The following is a 16,518-nucleotide window of genomic DNA, read 5'->3' as shown; positions in this document are numbered from 1 at the left end:
CAAAAAATAATTATGATTCTATTAATAGCTTTGCATTTAGTTTAAATAATTTAGAATATTAAATTCAATATCTTTAAGTTTATCTTCCCACTAATGTTATGCTTGATGGATCAAAACATATCCCTAAACTTTCTTCGAATGCACTTAATGCTGAACTCAATGTACTATTTGGAGGCATAAAATGTCCACTACTATTAGAAATATCAAGTCCAATTGATCCGTTTGCAATATTAGCTTCACCAGCACTTATAATAGCTTGATTTTCAGCAAGAACAGCATGAGAAATTTCAACTCCTTCAACTGTATGAGGAGCAACAATTAACTGCCCTTCTTCAGTTAGAACCCATTTAATATTTCCAACGTCTGATGCTAAAGTAGCTGATTCTATGGTTTCAGCTGTGGCAATTTCTGGTCTAACGCCAACACTTTCAGCAGCAGCTAATTCTTCAGGTAATCTTTCAGGTAATTGATTCTGTAATCGACTACTTCTACTGCCAGAAGAACTTCCTCTACTGGTTGAGGAACTACTTCTATTACCAGATTCATTTGAACCTCCATTTCCACTCATCGACATGAGTATAGGCCCTGCAGTTGCTGTAATTGCTCCAGGAGCAGCAGACACTACTGCTGGAATTGCTGGTGCTGCTCCAGTTACAAGTGCCCCTTCTGCTAAGACCATGCCCGGAATAGCAAAAGATTCGGCAGTTTCAGTCATTAGAGTAGAAGTTGGACCAGCTGCAGCGCCAACAACAATCCCTCCTAAGGCCATGCCCATTTGTCTATCTGCCTGTGCAGGAGTTATTTCATTATTAAATAAATCTCTTTGTCTAGCAGATTGAACAACAGTTGCAGTAGTTACTGCAACACCAGCAACAACTAAACCTGTTGCGACAGAAGCAGGTATAGTAATAGGGGCAGTCGCAATTACAGCAGCAACTACAAGACCAGTTCCAATGCCTATTGCAATACCTTCTAAGAAATCCCATCCATCTGTTCCTGCTTTATCATTTTTTATAATAAGGTTGCCATTACAATAGGCATACAAATTCACGCCATCCCCAATCCCAATAGGATCACTACTCATCCACCTGCCTAACCAGGGCAAATAATACCGGGCACTGTGATACTCCAACCCAGTTTCCTCATCACGCTCCATGCCTGTATAACGATAGCGTTTAGCTGCCGCTTTAATAGATGCATTTATAGCTTGATATGCGGTTGTTCCATAGGGATGATACTCTTCATAAGAGATAATATCACCAGTTTCGTTAAGTTCTAAGGCAGAAGATCCTAAATGATTATATAACTGGTAACGTGTAGTAAATTCAATCGATGTTCTGCCAAAGGGAATGCCCAAAATATATTTAGGTTTAGTTTCCATATCTACCATTACAAAACGATGCCCTTTATCTATTAAACTCAAACTAATTCTTTCTAATCCGGCATCGGTACCACTATGATTTTTATACAATTCATAACCCGATACATAAATACGTTCGTTTTTTAATGTTGGTGTTTCTCCTGCATTGGCAGTGTTCTCTGTTATTTTTCTAATGCGTTGCCCTTGTCCGTCGTATTGATAATACGTAGTTTCTGGTGTACCGCCATCGGTACGTTTTTGTTTAATTGTCTTGATTAATTCTTCTTTGTAGTTCCATCCCATTTCCTGTAAATGGGGTAATGTCGTTATGAAACCGTGCTTCGCATGATGTAAATAAGTAAACATTTCACTACCAACCTGTGTCATTTTCAAACGATTATTACTCGTTTCATAAGTATAATCGCGTGTCCAGTTATTACCCGCTGCAACATGTTTCATCTGCATCATATTCCCTACTTTATCGTAGCGATAGTTTTGAGTGTAATTTCGAACAGCCATTGGGTCATCAGGATTTAATTGGTGCATAAAAGGAGCATCATTCCAATTGTCTTGGCCATTTATCGTTAGTGCGGCATTATTTTCTCTCCCGCTTGCTGCTATTAATCGATATAATGCATCATAGGTATATTCTGAAATACCTGTTACTTTTTGGTTGTTAAAAAATGTAACTGGTATATTTCTGTCTTCTATATGAGTAATATTTCCGACTGGGTCATAAGTATAGAACCAATCTTGCAAAGGGTTGTTATTCTGATGTTTGCTTTCCAAACGTTTTAAGTGAAATGTTTCTTTATCGTAATAAAACTTAGTGATTACGTTATTTCCGTAAATAATTTTATTACGTTGGCCTTTTTCGTTGTAATCAATATTTTTAATATAAGTATTCGTTGATACTTTATCGGGATGCAATACGCTTTCACCATCTAATAAGCCGGATTCGTTGTAAGAAGGTGTAATGATACTTCCGTCAGGCGCAATTTGCTTGGTAATCCGTCCAAATGCATCGATATCTGTAATAAAAGTAAAAGATTGATTTTCTAAATCATCGACCAAATTATCGTCGATCCAATTGGCGACTTCTTTATATTTTTTGGAAAGTGTTCTTTTGGTACTTGTTGGTTTACCTTGAAAATTATAGCTTGGTGTTTCCATTACACCAGCTGTATCATAATGTTTCCAAACCTGTCCCTTTAAATTTTTGAGTTGCGCATTAGGTTGGGTTTCTCCATAAATTATTTTATCAAATATGTGATTTAAACTAACATCTCCATCGCCTCCTAGAATTTTATTGTATAAGGGTCTTTGCAGTGTATCGTAAAAATATTGAAATTCGTGATTGCGTTCGTCCCAAGTGCGTAACGGTTTACCCAAAATATTTATTAATAACCAACGTTGCCCAGCATCCATACTTTGCTGGTATACTTTGTTCCCCAACATGTCATATTTGTACTCCATGACCGCATTAAATCGTGCGTCGATTACTGAATGCAAATTGCCTTCGGTGTCTAATTTTAATCGTGTATATTGTAATTCGTCAATGCTTGTTACTGCATTTTTATTGTTTTCTACAGATAGAATTGGTCTTCCTAATGTGTCATAATACTGAACGCTGGGAGTATCTGCGTGCTTTTCGGCTTTTAATGCCGCTTGTTGTTCTTTTAAGTCATTGATAAACTCTGGATGTGCAATATTGGTTCTTTTTTTATACCATTCACTTTCCAATACACAATCGTTAGGATCATACATACTTACTTTCCAACTATCAAAAATAACTTTTGACAATGTACCGTTTGGCATTTCTGTTTTTATCAATCGTCCAGCTGCATCGTAATACATTATGGCTGTTACTCCGGTTTCAACCAATTCTTTTAAATTTTCAAATTGATGTGTTACCGAAAAATAGGGTTCATATTGTTTTACAGCTTTACCTTTGTTGTTTTTGATGGTTCTGCCGTTGCCAATCCAACGAAGTTGTTTAGGAAGAGTTTTTGATGTATCTATATCCGAAATAGTAATCGTATTATCCGGAAGCACAATAACATTTTTGGCAAGTCCAGGTTCTGCCTGTACTTTCTTCATTATTACTTCACCTAAACCATTGGAGTATTCAAAGCCGATTTGAACTGGTGAATTGTTATCTTGCTTATAATGTTGCTCTCTACTTATTGACGCTACTACAGCAGGTTTACCGGAATTGATATAAGTATCAAAATCATAGACAAATCTTGACGTTGCTTTATTTAATAAGTCTTTTCCAATATTCGCTAAATCAACAGAGTCAGAAGCCTGAAAGAAATTATTAATCAGTATTAATTCGGCTGCATCTGTTATTTCGGTTAAATCGGTCAATTCATCCGCTTCATTCCCTTTACCCATTATTGCAACAGCTTTTATCAAACCTAATTCATCTGTTATTACTTCTGATAAGTTGGTATTTATATCACTCATCCGCTGAGGCGATAGTGTTCGGAAATTAAATAAATTCACTTTAACCATGTTCCCTATTGCGTCTTCGGTTTCTTCTATAAACAGAAAATAATTCCCATAGTATTTTACTTTTGTTAGGGCTCCATAAGGATCTGTGTAAGATATTGGGACATAAAATCTTTTGCTTGCATCTATCACAGCTTCTACATCTGCTAGAAATTGTATCGTACCAGAACGTACCCACCAATTAGCATCTTCTAAACCACTTTCATTTAATGCATGCGAAAACTTGCCTTCTAACATTAAATTTTGTAGTGCCCAATCGTCTGTTTTTTCATGGTAAATATGTTGCAATAAATCGGGAGTATATGCCAACTGATAACTCTCAAACGGCATGGCTAAAGATTCTAATTTATACAAAGCCAAAGGGCTTTTCAGATCATTGCTTCTGTAAATCGTTTTTGTGTGTTCTATCAATCGCTTTTGCGATAAACCAGGAACTGTTGGTTTATCTATTTCATGATATAAAGCTGTTGCTGATTTTACTTCAGTGAGTATTTCATTAAAATCATTTGGTATATAAAATGCATTTGCTTTTGGGACATCTTTTAGTTCATATGTTTTTGCCTCTGAAGGCAATCGCAATCGAAGTGTATCAGCATTAATGACATCATTTGTAAACTGATTTTGTGTATAGATAATAACAGTTTTATTTTGCTCTTGCTGTGTTTCGACAGGAAGAGTTACATCAGTTAACAATCGCGGGTAGACAACCGCAGCAGACTCTAATACATTGCCGTATTTATCTAGCTTAATGTTTAAATTATGAGCAATTCGTGGATCTTCAGGGTTGCGTTCGTAGTTATAAGTTATTGCTTCATTTTCTTTAACTATAAAAATGGCATGTTTGTTTTTTCCTTTGGGCTGTAGTAATTCAATAACATAATTATGTGAAGCTACAGAAAAAGGAATAAGCTCTTTTCTTTTTGCTTCAGCTGTGTTTTCAAAATTAATAGCATCTTTTGCAAAAATTTCAGAGCGTAAACTCATGCCTTTACAGGCTCGGAGTGCCTCACACCATTCTTGAGCAGAAAGGTGATTAAGTATAGTTGGTTGAACCTCAGGAGCGGTTATCAATCGGGCATCTGTCAGAGGTATTTCATGATGAATAACATCAAATCCATTGCGAGACATTTCTTCATACCAGTATTCTTTCGAAAATTGAGTCAGAATTTTATCCTTTTCTAAAAAAGCCCCGGTATGATTCCAGGTTTTAGAAACGACTGGCTCCTGATGCAATGATTTTTCTACAATGTTAGTGGCATTACTCTTTTTCCAATGTTCAAAACTCTCGGCGTCAATTTGTTCAACCATACCAAAACCTCTGAACTCCATTTCTGAATGATCATAATAACCATGATGGTATTTGTATTCGCTTACAAATTTGTAGCCTGATATTTTGTCTTCGGTAGTGGTTTTGGAAACACAATGTACGGGGAAATGCAATTTAGTTATCCAAGGCTTTCCTGCCAACTTATCTTCGATGTAAAATTTAGTCGAGGGTGTATATTCTAATGATACTTCTTTCCCAAAATTGTTTTTATAGGAAACCATGATGTGTGGTTTCTTACTGTTCATTAAGTCAATATACTTTAATGGAGAGGGAGTGTTTTTTGATAATATGCTGGACCATACAATACACGCAACGCCATTGCCTAATAAATCGGTTACAGTAATTTTAGCATGGGAATCGATTTCTGGAAAGGAGTCTATTTCAAACGGAGTTGTACTAAAACGGTTGCCACTTAGGTTTTTCCAGCAAGTAAATTTGTTTTTACCCAAATAGATGATGTCTGTTGTTCCAGAACCATCAATATCTGCGAGTTTTATAAAGGAAGGGTTAAAATCGTTCTCACTATCAAAAATTGGTGGATTATCCAACGCTACTTTTGCACCAAATTTTCCGTAACCCATATTTGGCCAATAACAGATCTCATCATTTCGAATCCTTAAAATGTCTGTCATACCATCACCTGACATATCTGCTAAATAAATCGTTTGCTTTGCATCGGCAAAAACAATATGCGGTCCAGCTTCTTCATCAAATGATTTAGGTGCTCTTTGTGCAGCTGAAAAACCATTTCTACCTTCAGAAGCATACCATGTAAAAACCTGATCTTCTGAAATAACTACTTCGGGTTTTCCATCACCATTCAGATCCAGCATTCGAGTATTGGGATCGTTAAAATCAATATTTGGAATCGCCTTAAACGAGCGAAATCCCTGCCATGCATTATCGTCATCCAATTCAAAATAACCTTTAGGTTCGGTATTGAAACTGACTAGTTGTTTACCACCGTCTGCATCTAAATCTACTAGTTGCATCCTACTACCCAATCCAGAAAAAGCGGGTTTAGGGGAGACTAATTTTGCATGTTCAAATTTTCCATCTCCCAGATTGTGCTTATAATACCATCCATTGGCTTGTTCTGTTAGAATACCCGACAATCCTTCATTAAATAAATCGGTAAATTGATATTGCTGTTCATCCAAGCCTGATGGTGCATGAGCTAAATTTCCTGCATCTATGGATTTAACAATATTATTCCATTCATGCCTTTGATAGTCGAACTCTATAGGAGGTATCTTTTTAGAAGAATAGGAACCATCCCCTTTTTTGATATAGCCGATGGAAGTTATGGATTTAAGAAATGTAAAATCCTGCTCGGTTGCAAGGTCATATCCTATATTGAGAGATTTTACTAAACCCTCGTATTCATTGGAATTGGTAAAATGATGAAATAGTAATATCCTGTTGCATAGCCTTGTCGTTCTAATTTCGAATCCTGATTTGTAATCTGAAAAAGCATCCAATCTGAAAGTCCAATCTTTTATTTTATTGAAAGGTGCGACATCATTATACTCTCCATAATCGAAAACTGTTGAAAACAAATAATCAGATTCACTTGGGAATGCATCACCAAATTTTTTGTAGGGTGTTTTATTACCATACAAAACTTTTTCTAAATAAAGATTGGTGTACGTAATTTTACCGTCTTTAAATCGGTTTTTGTTATGCAATAAAGAATCATCAAAACCAATCTCATTTTCTTTCTTATAAATATATTGAGTGCAGTTTCCTTTATCATCAAATACAAATTCGGGAAACCATTCAAAAATTTTTGTCAGGTCTTTTGGATTCGAAATAATAGAATTATTAGTCCATCCAAAAAGAGTCGTAACGTTATCTCTTGAAATTACCCGCCATTTAATTCTTCCAGTCGCCTTTTCCGTCCAGCGCTCAATGCGAGCAAAAAGACCTTCAATTCTGGGTTTATAATTTCTTATAATAAATAGTCCGTCAGATGAGATTCTTTCGTGTATAATATAGTCTTCATTAGCATCTAACTGAAAACTTCCATCCGGATCTTTTGTAAATTCAGGAACTAAATCCTCCGCACCCGAAAATAGAAAGGTATCCGAATCAATCAAATCAAGATATTGAGGCAGTCCTTTGTCTGTTTTACGTTTAATTGATCCTAAACTTAGCCCCCAACCTAATCCAAAAATACCATTACCGGTACCTGAATTATAAGAAAGACTTAATGAAGGCGATGTACCCCTTGCAGATGAAAACGGAAGTTGAATTGAAAATGAAGATGTGCCATTTACAGCGTTAACAGTAAACTTTTCATCAATTCCCTTTAAAGCGCCACCTCCTTTTGGTAAAGAAATTGACGGCACCTCTATTGCATTGGATTTAGTTTTTCCTCCATCAGTTTGGAGAAATTCATTGTTAGAGTTGTTTTTAGTCTGTTCTTTCATTTCTTATTATTTAATGCGTTGAGGCAAAAGCAAATGAGGGTAACTTTATCGACTTGTAGGTGAGATTACAACACTTTATACTTTACTAATGTGTTGTCTTGGCTGTTCAATTTATTGTCATTGATTCTTATATAATTCTCTAATGGCAAATAATACACTGATTATATGTTATTTATCTAATAAAAATGATAAAAATTACAAGGGTTAAATGGTTTAAAAAAAGTTCTTTAAGAAGAAGTCTAAGTCCTGCTATTAAACCAAAAAAATTACCTTATTGGGATATATGTTTTATTAACTCCGTAAAATTAAATGGTTAGTTTCTGTATTAAAAATAAGTCCAACAAAGAAACAAACTATTGATAATTAAGCAATTACCAAATTTAAAAAAAGAAAATCATATACTATCACGTAAAAATACCTGTTTTAATATCTTCCTTGATTATGTTAATGAGCAGTTTAAAAAAGCAATTATCATCTTCTATTTTTCATTTTAAATGATGCAAAAAAAGTCCTTCAAGAGAGCTTTATTAAAGCATAAGTAATTGACAAATTAGCTCTTAAAACCAGCAACAGTATTGAGATAAGTTCTGCTTAAAATTATAAACAGAACCAATACTAGCTGTGAAGCGCTAAATATTTTTAATTTATATTAGAATAGTCGTTCTAATTACATAACTTTGCCACATTATGTCAAGAAATAAACAATTTAACCCAGTAGAAAAACTAGTAAAAGCTAGAGATCTTTTTTGGAAAAAAGGATATCATGTAACTTCTATACAGGATTTGGTAGACCAAATGCAAGTTAATAGAAGAAGTATGTATGACACTTATGGAGATAAACATGAGTTGTTTATTCAAAGTCTTGAAAGCTATGCAATCGAAACATATGGTGAATTTAATAGCATTGCTCAATTAGAAAAATCACCCAAAAAAGCCATAGAAGGCATTATATCAAAAGCAATTGAACGTTCGTTTGAAAAGGAGAAAATTTGTATGATTGTCAAATCCTCATTTGAGCTGGCTCCACTTGATCAAAGCATGAGAGATTTATTAAAACAACATACACAAAAACTAATTATAATTTTTCAGAATCTAATTATAAAAGCACAGGAAGCTGGTGAGATTTCAACAGAAAAAAATGCATTAAAATCTGCTCAATTTATTGTTGGAAGCTTTGCAGGACTTTGGCAAATGCAGTCTTTATTTAATGATAGAATGATGGTCGAAGCAATGGCAGAACGTATTTTGGAAAGTTTAAAATGATATTTATATAATTAATAATCAAAGCATATTAGCTTATTTAATGGAGACAAAACAATCTCCATATTTTTTTGATTTAAAATAGAACGTTCGTTCTAATAAGTGCTATTTAAAAATAATAAAATGGAAGAAAATAATAAAATAGTAGTTAGCTACATCTTAAAGCATCAACAAGACAAAAATCTCGATAGTATTTCTGAAATTTTGGAGGATAACAAATTCTGGCAAATTTTCCCTTCTCCTAATGTAGAAGTTCTGAGTTGGAATGTATTAGTTGGTCTTGGACATTTAATCACGCTTAGATTTGCTCCATCTCAATTACGAGAAGTAAATCTTGCCATCGAAAAGGGAGCTTGGGGTGCCTTTAATTCCGAAGCATATCTAACGTATGATTACTTAGAGGTATGGAAACAAAAAAGAGGATAATACAGTAATAAATCTTACTTAATAACATTTTTAAAAATAATAATACTTTATATGGAATTAGGAATTAGCCTTTTTGGGGACTTACATGTTGACCCTTCTACTGGCAAAATACAATCTGCGCAAGTGCGCTTACAAGAATTAATTGAAGAAATAAAACTTGCTGATGAAGTGGGTTTAGATCTTGCAGGAATTGGAGAACATCATCGAAAAGAATATGCAGTATCAAGTCCTGAGATTGTACTTGCTGCTGCAGCGACAGTAACAAAGAATATAAAATTGACAAGTTCTGTGACTGTTTTAAGCTCTTCGGATCCCGTTAAATTGTATCAGAATTTTGCATTGGTCGATTTGCTTTCTAATGGCAGAGCTGAATTGATGGCCGGTAGAGGAAGTTTTATAGAATCTTTTCCTCTATTCGGTTACGAGCTGAAAGATTATAATCTTTTATATGAAGAAAAATTAGACTTGTTACTTCGAATCAATGCCGAAGAAAAGATTACTTGGAGGGGAGAATTCCGTCCAGATTTGCAAGATCAACTGGTGCTTCCCAGAGCGGTTAATAATAACCTAAAAGTCTGGGTTGCTGCTGGAGGAACTCCCGCGTCTGTAGAACGTGCAGGTCGTTTGGGATTGCCATTAGTTTTTGCAATTGTAGCAGGAACTCCTTTAATTAACTTTAAACCTCTTTTTGAGTTTTATAAAGAGACTTATTTAGCATTTGGTCATGATATGTCCAAATTTCAAGTGGGTATGTTTTCTCATTCGCTATTTGGTAATGATGCTAATGACATAGGAAAATATTATTTCCCATTATATGCTGCTCAAATGGATAGGATAGGAAAAACCAGAGGATGGTCACCTTTTAGTCAAAACCAATTTGATTATGGAAGATCAAGAGAAGCAGCCCTTTTTGTAGGAGATGAAAACCAAGCTATCGATAAAATATTGTATTCACATGAACTATACGGAATGACTCGTTTTACAGCTCATATGGATGTAGGAGCGCCTTCTCATAGTCATATCATGAAATCTATTGAAATATTCGGGACAAAAATTGCTCCTAAAGTTAGAGCTGCATTAGCAAATAAATAATACGTAATTATAAAAAATGGAAACAATTAAAAGAGTTAATCTCTGGAATAACAATATGCCTACAAATAGTGGCTTAATCGGTAATGAAATTTTGCATCCTAATGAGGTTATTGAAATCAGTAATATTACACAAACGGAGATTATTATCTATTCTCCTACCCCTTCCTTAAATACTGGAAGGGCAATTATTATTTGTCCAGGTGGCGCTTATGCTGGTTTAGCAATTACGCCTCAAGGATATGATTTTGCAGAATGGTTATCCTCAATTGGTATTATGGCAATCGTATTAAAGTATAGAATGCCAAACACAAACAAAGAAATTCCTCTCGATGATGTTAAGGAAGCTATACGCTATGTACGTAGAAATTCAAAAACATTAAATTTAGATGATAACAAAATAGGTATAGCTGGGTTTTCTGCAGGAGGACATCTTGCAGCATTAGTTTCTACCTTATCCTCTAAAGATGGTATAGAATACCGCCCAGACTTCTCTATTTTGTTTTATCCGGTTATTACCATGAATAGTAATACACAAATAAATACCAGAGAAAATCTTTTAGGAAATCAACCATCAATAGAGGATATCGAAGCATTTTCTTGTGAAAACCAAGTGTCTGTAAATACCCCGCCTACATTGATATTGACAAGTAATGATGATACCATTGTTTCTCCCATTAATAGCATAATGTATTATGAAGCACTTAGGAACAATGGGATAGATTCAAGTTTATTTATATTTCCTCAGGGAGATCATGGTTGGGGAATTAAAGGAATTAATATGTTTGGAAACAAATTTCAATACATAGAACAGGCAAAGGATTTAATAACAAATTGGATTATGAATCTGACAGAAGCAAAATAGTTTGAAGCCAATAGAATTTTGTAAAAGACTCCCGTTTTTTTAGTTGTGCATCTATCAAGTGTTAAGATATTTTCAAAATAAATTTCAATACAAAAAAACTCCAAAATCAAATGACTTTGGAGTTTTGTTTTTATATATATTCTTTACTAATCATTTTCCGAAAATGGTTTTCCCTTCTTTAATAGTTTCAACTACGTTGATACCTTTTATATCCATAGCGGCTACTTTAATAGGATTTTTATCCAGAACCACAAGATCTGCCAATTTTCCAACTTTAAGAGAACCTTTATTATTTTCTTCAAAATATTGATATGCCGCATTAGTTGTAATAGCTTGTAAAGCCTTGTAAGGAGAAATTCTTTGGTCAGCTCCTATAACAACTCCATCTCTGGAAATACGATTTACCGCAGACCAAATAACAAACATCTGATTTATTGGCACCACATTAAAATCAGTATGATTTGTTGGACGAAGTCCTTTATCAAGTGCAGTTTTAAAAGGACTTATAAAAAATGCCTGATCCTTACCTCTGTTCTTAATATGTGTATCAGCAAAAAAGTATGTATGTTCAGTATAAAATGACGGGATTAATTTGTACTCAACAAATTTATCTAATTGATCTTCTCGGGCAAATTGAGCATGGACAATAATTGTTCTTCGCTCTTTTGTTGGATTTCCAGCCGAAGCAAATTCATGAGCTTTAATACACATATCAATTGCCGCATCTCCATTGGCATGAAATCCTGATTGCAAACCTGCATCATAAATACGTTTTAATAGTTTATTACCTTCATCCTGATTAAATGAGGGTTGTCCACACCAATTTGTCTCTCCTCCCGGACCTCCTGTTAAATATGGAGTTGTAAAATATGCTGTTCTCCCTTGTGGCGAACCATCAATCGTAATTTTTATACCACCTAATTTAAAATGGTTATTATATTTCCCAAAGACTTTAGGCGGATACACTTTAAATAAAGTATCCATTTCTGTAAACAACGGATATGAAATAACATCAATAAACAATTTACCTTCTTTGGCACCTCGATCTAACATTGTAACCTCGTCCATGTGTGTGGCTCCTTCTTGCGCTGTTGTTATTCCCGCGGCTGCATAAAACATTTGTCCTTCTTTTAATTGAGAAAGCTGTGTTTCTATAGATGGTTTTGGCATTGCCGCAAAAATAGGGAGATATGACATTTCCATAATCAGCCCATAAGGCTCATTTGTGCCTGGTTTTCTAACGATTATACCTCCAGGAACAGTTGGCGTTTTGTCATTTATATTATATATAGCCATCGATTTAGAATTCAATACTACACCATGCATAGAAACATGAATTACCATCACTGGGTTATTTGGAAATGCATTATCTAGATCATCTCTATTCAATAATCTTCCATTAGGCATAGCATTATCATCATAACCATAACCAATTATTGTTTCACCATCAGGGATTTTTTTATCCTCTTTCAGTTTTTTTAATGCCTTAATAATCCCTTCCACACTATTTGCTTCTCCTGCAGGAGCTGGTTGACAATTAGCTTGGGAATTCATGGCCAGAGAGCTCATAAAATGACTGTGCGGATCAATAAATCCAGGCAATAATGTTTTACCTTTCAAATCTCTCATTTCAGTATTGCTTCCTTTTAATTTTTCAGCTTCAGCTTTAGAACCAACAAATAAAATCTTCCCACTTTTTACAGCGATTGCTTCTACGTATTGAGCCTGATCTCCTTCCATTGTGATTATATCACCGCCAAAATAAATAAGGTCTGCTGGATTTTCAACTTCTTTTTTACAACTTATTAAAGTCGTGATTAACAATAATACTAATATTATTTCTTTTTTCATTTTAAAGTATTTTACATTACTACACATAAGTAAATTAAAATAATTAAAACCAAAGTTGTACGCGTAGTTTTACGTGTTTTGTAAAATGTTCCTTATAAATTTTTAAATTCCATTTAATTTAATGGATTGCAAAATCCAGAAAATTTATTACTTAAAAAAAGAAACCACAATGTCTTCTTTTACCTTTTTTTGCTCTTTTTTAACCACTAAATAAATTAAATAAGTAATAAAAGCTGTAGCAAATGCAAGTATATAATTAAACATCCAATTTGTATTGTAATCGTAATTTTGAATAATTGTCAAACCTGTTTTAGAACTAAATACATGTGCAAAACCATAACTCATTTGAAAAGTTGACATAAATATCCCTTCTAGGTTTTTATGGCTTCTATTCATAACAAAACCACTAGCAAAAGCAAAAGTTAGCATGTTTCCAAAAGACATTAAAAACATAAAGATCCAAAATACCCATGCCTGATGTACTAAGAACAGCATGAGATATGAAGTTCCTATTAATAGTAATCCTATCATTATAGCAACCAGATCAGTGATTTTATTCTTTTGAACAAAATTTACCACCACCATTTCAAATAAGACAAATATAACTCCGCTAAAACCAAGGAACATTCCGCTATCAAATTCTGTTAAATGATATGCTTCTTTATGATAAATGGGTACAATAGAAAAAACCTGAAAATAGAGATATCCTGTTACTAAAGCAATTATCCAATTCATTACAAAAGGAAAATCTTTTAGCGGTGCAAATTTATCCTGATTTACAGTATTCATTTCAAGTTTATATAATAGCTTCTTTTCTTTTACAAAAATGACAAAAATTACTATAGAAATAATAGAAGTTAAACCATCTACAATAAACAAGGTATTATACTCTGAATTTATAATTAGTAGTCCTCCTAAAACAGGACCAACGACAAGACCAACATTGGTTGCCATTCTTAATAATGATAAGGCTCGCAGTCGTGAATCGTTATTTACGTAACTATTTAGACTTACCATCATTGCAGGCCTGTACATATCTGCTATTGCCGTTAAAAGAAAAATGGAAAGACATAATAGTTCAAAAGTTTTTACAAATTGCAGTGAAAGAAGGATTATTCCACTAGAAAACAAACTAAAAACCATGACCTTGTACGCCCCAAAAATATCAGATAATTTTCCACTGAAGAAAGTTCCGAATAAAGATCCTATTCCAAAACAAACCATAACCCAACCTATTTCTGAGTAACTTAAGTTTAATTCGTCTTTAAAATATTTAGATAAAAAAGGAACTACTACAGCTCCTATTCTATTTACCAGAGTAATTAGGGCTAGAATCCATATTTCTCTTGGGAAATTTTTAAAATTCCCTAAATAACGGTTAAGCATTTTCAAAAATATTTAGTTGGGGCATATATTTTTTTGAGTACTTTAAAGAAGTACTAATTTCCAAAGAACCTACCAAAGAAACTTTTTTTAGTTTCTTCAATTTCCTCAGTAGATGACTCTAATTTAATTTGTTCATTTAAATCATCCATCATCAATTTTGTAATCAATTCTACATAATCAAGATTATGATCTTCAAGATAACCAGTTAAGTATTTTTCACTTGCCTCTATTCCGCTTACTTGTTCGATTTTAGATAGTTTTTTATACAAATCTTCGATTTTTTCTACTACTCCAGCCGAAATAGCTTTACGGCGAGCAATATATTTCGTGATTTTTGCATCTTCATTTACTATATAATCAAAATCAGTAATTACCCAGTAATATTCTCCAGATTTGGCTAAGTTTTTAATGATACCGTGAAACTTTCTTCCCATCTTAATATTATCCCATAAGACTTTAAAGATCACTTTAGGCATATCAGGATGACGAATAATATTATGTGGCTGACCTACTAATTCAGATTCATCATATCCTGAAACTTTAGAAAAAGTGTCGTTTACGTACTCTAAAGTTCCGTACAAGTCTGCCTTACTTACAATAGTTTTGGTAGTATCCCACTTAACTTCTTTATCAATTGGGGTTGGACATATTTTATCCATAAAATTTCAATTTATTTGGGTTTTAGTAAATAACTCATTAAATATGAGTTCGTTGTATTTAGTAGATTTTTTTTACTCTTTTAGAACGATCAGCAATATAAGATATTAACCATGCTATTTGTCCTTCTTTTGCAAAATACAATTTTTTATTGTTAATATCAGGAAAGGCTTCCAGACTAACCAATAAGATATTACTACCAGAAATTAAGTATTTTTGCGAGTATGTTTCTAGTACTTTTTTGACTTCAATATCTGTTTTTGCCAGATCCTCAAATTTTTTGAAATTGTTTTTTAAGATAGCATCATAGTTTATAACATCTTCAAGTTTAAACTGATTGTATGTTTCTTTAGTAGCACCTTTATACAAAGTATAGAATGCCCAAACAGCTCCACCAGACAAATAGACTTTATCTTTATCTAAGGCCTGAGGACTAGACTTGTACATCGCATTTACCTGCTCTCTTAAGATTGGCAAGAAGCTGAATGATTTAGAGTTGAATTCATCAATATCTTGACTACGAGCTATTTTTTTTACACTTTCTGTAAGAGTTACACTTCCGTAATTAAGGGATAATGGGAAAAATACAAAAGTGTTATTGTTACTAACATCTACATAACCACCTTTAGTATTACCTCCACCTATGTCTAGTATTATAGAATTTTTATAATCAACAGGAGGAATACAACCTTTTAGAAGCATTTTCCCTTCCATTTGTACTTCAATATACTCAAGATCTTTACCTGTGGCAGCTTTTACTTTATCGGTAAGAATTTGAGTGTTTTGAGCCATAGCCACTCCAGAAGAACCTACTATAAAAATGTTTTCATCAGGGACTTTCATAGTCGTCTTCATTTTGTTGTAGTTAGCTGTAATAACTGCAATAGCTCTATCAATATCAACTAGTGCCATATTTCCATCTATAGAAATACCTTTTGCTATAGCTACATTTTCTGTCCAAAATGATTTGACAGTGAAGTCTCCTCTTTTAATGTTGTAAACATCAATAACTGACATTTTAATTCCTTTACTTCCAATTTCAATTCCAGCAAAAATATTTTCTTGTGAAAAAAGTATTGGTGTAATAAAAAATAAAAGAAATAGTGTAAAATACAATTTTAGATTTTTCATAGGTTAAGTTTTATTTGTCTCGGGTTGACATTTAAAATCCCGTAATTTATTATAGTGATTTAGTAATGCAGAAATATCATATCTTTTGAGAATGAAAAAAGAAAGATTTTTAAGTTAGTTGTAAAGCAAATTTTAGGATGTCACTTTCATCGCAATTGCTAGTGTTTTTGGGCTGCGAAGCTACAAAAAAAAATCAGGATACCTCAATTTTTAAAGAATA

9 protein-coding genes are annotated in these 16,518 nt (G+C 33.5%); 4 read left to right on the top strand and 5 right to left on the bottom strand.

Annotated features, from left to right (window positions below; all coding sequences use genetic code 11):
* Positions 1-79 precede the first annotated feature (79 nt).
* A complete protein-coding gene (locus SHI72_RS07610) occupies positions 80-7,633 on the bottom strand; it encodes a SpvB/TcaC N-terminal domain-containing protein (RefSeq protein ID WP_323489601.1) in 7,554 nt (2,517 codons plus the stop codon).
* A gap of 687 nt (positions 7,634-8,320) precedes the next feature.
* Between SHI72_RS07610 and SHI72_RS07605 the strand changes: the two genes are divergently transcribed.
* From SHI72_RS07605 to SHI72_RS07590, 4 genes are all read left to right on the top strand, one after another.
* Positions 8,321-8,896 carry a TetR/AcrR family transcriptional regulator gene (locus tag SHI72_RS07605; protein WP_039114125.1) on the top strand — a complete coding sequence of 192 codons (576 nt, stop codon included), beginning with the start codon at positions 8,321-8,323 and terminating at the stop codon, positions 8,894-8,896.
* Positions 8,897-9,016: 120 nt separating this feature from the next.
* Positions 9,017-9,319 carry a hypothetical protein gene (locus SHI72_RS07600; protein WP_052259462.1) on the top strand — a complete coding sequence of 101 codons (303 nt, stop codon included), beginning with the start codon at positions 9,017-9,019 and terminating at the stop codon, positions 9,317-9,319.
* A 51-nt stretch (positions 9,320-9,370) separates the two neighbouring features.
* A complete protein-coding gene (locus SHI72_RS07595; protein ID WP_323489600.1) occupies positions 9,371-10,411 on the top strand; it encodes an LLM class flavin-dependent oxidoreductase in 1,041 nt (346 codons plus the stop codon).
* Positions 10,412-10,427: 16 nt separating this feature from the next.
* A complete protein-coding gene (locus tag SHI72_RS07590) occupies positions 10,428-11,273 on the top strand; it encodes an alpha/beta hydrolase (protein ID WP_323489599.1) in 846 nt (281 codons plus the stop codon).
* Positions 11,274-11,423: 150 nt separating this feature from the next.
* Here the strand turns inward: SHI72_RS07590 and SHI72_RS07585 are convergent, their stop codons facing one another.
* From SHI72_RS07585 to SHI72_RS07570, 4 genes are all read right to left on the bottom strand, one after another.
* Positions 11,424-13,124, bottom strand: coding sequence for an amidohydrolase (locus SHI72_RS07585; RefSeq protein ID WP_323489598.1), 1,701 nt, complete (start codon positions 13,122-13,124; stop codon positions 11,424-11,426).
* 147 nt (positions 13,125-13,271) lie between these two features.
* The gene (locus SHI72_RS07580) at positions 13,272-14,510 is read right to left on the bottom strand and encodes an MFS transporter (protein WP_086895043.1); all 1,239 of its coding nucleotides are present in this window, start codon (positions 14,508-14,510) and stop codon (positions 13,272-13,274) included.
* A 53-nt stretch (positions 14,511-14,563) separates the two neighbouring features.
* Positions 14,564-15,169 (bottom strand): PAS domain-containing protein, encoded by a 606-nt coding sequence (locus SHI72_RS07575; protein WP_039114129.1) that lies wholly within the window; start codon positions 15,167-15,169, stop codon positions 14,564-14,566.
* 58 nt (positions 15,170-15,227) lie between these two features.
* A complete protein-coding gene (locus tag SHI72_RS07570) occupies positions 15,228-16,298 on the bottom strand; it encodes an exopolyphosphatase (protein ID WP_039114130.1) in 1,071 nt (356 codons plus the stop codon).
* Positions 16,299-16,518 lie beyond the last annotated feature (220 nt).

Origin of the sequence: Flavobacterium sp. PL02 (assembly GCF_035013205.1) — a bacterium.
Taxonomy (GTDB): Bacteria; Bacteroidota; Bacteroidia; order Flavobacteriales; family Flavobacteriaceae; genus Flavobacterium.
The sequence above is the reverse complement of the archived record's forward strand: the minus strand, read 5'-3'. Positions and strand labels throughout refer to the sequence as shown.

Bases quoted from the DNA above. Each gene is read 5' to 3' on its own strand.
- SHI72_RS07610 (WP_323489601.1), bottom strand. From the start codon at position 7,633: ATGAAAGAACAGACTAAAAACAACTCTAACAATGAATTTCTCCAAACT.
- SHI72_RS07605 (WP_039114125.1), top strand. From the start codon at position 8,321: ATGTCAAGAAATAAACAATTTAACCCAGTAGAAAAACTAGTAAAAGCT.
- SHI72_RS07600 (WP_052259462.1), top strand. From the start codon at position 9,017: ATGGAAGAAAATAATAAAATAGTAGTTAGCTACATCTTAAAGCATCAA.
- SHI72_RS07595 (WP_323489600.1), top strand. From the start codon at position 9,371: ATGGAATTAGGAATTAGCCTTTTTGGGGACTTACATGTTGACCCTTCT.
- SHI72_RS07590 (WP_323489599.1), top strand. From the start codon at position 10,428: ATGGAAACAATTAAAAGAGTTAATCTCTGGAATAACAATATGCCTACA.
- SHI72_RS07585 (WP_323489598.1), bottom strand. From the start codon at position 13,124: ATGAAAAAAGAAATAATATTAGTATTATTGTTAATCACGACTTTAATA.
- SHI72_RS07580 (WP_086895043.1), bottom strand. From the start codon at position 14,510: ATGCTTAACCGTTATTTAGGGAATTTTAAAAATTTCCCAAGAGAAATA.
- SHI72_RS07575 (WP_039114129.1), bottom strand. From the start codon at position 15,169: ATGGATAAAATATGTCCAACCCCAATTGATAAAGAAGTTAAGTGGGAT.
- SHI72_RS07570 (WP_039114130.1), bottom strand. From the start codon at position 16,298: ATGAAAAATCTAAAATTGTATTTTACACTATTTCTTTTATTTTTTATT.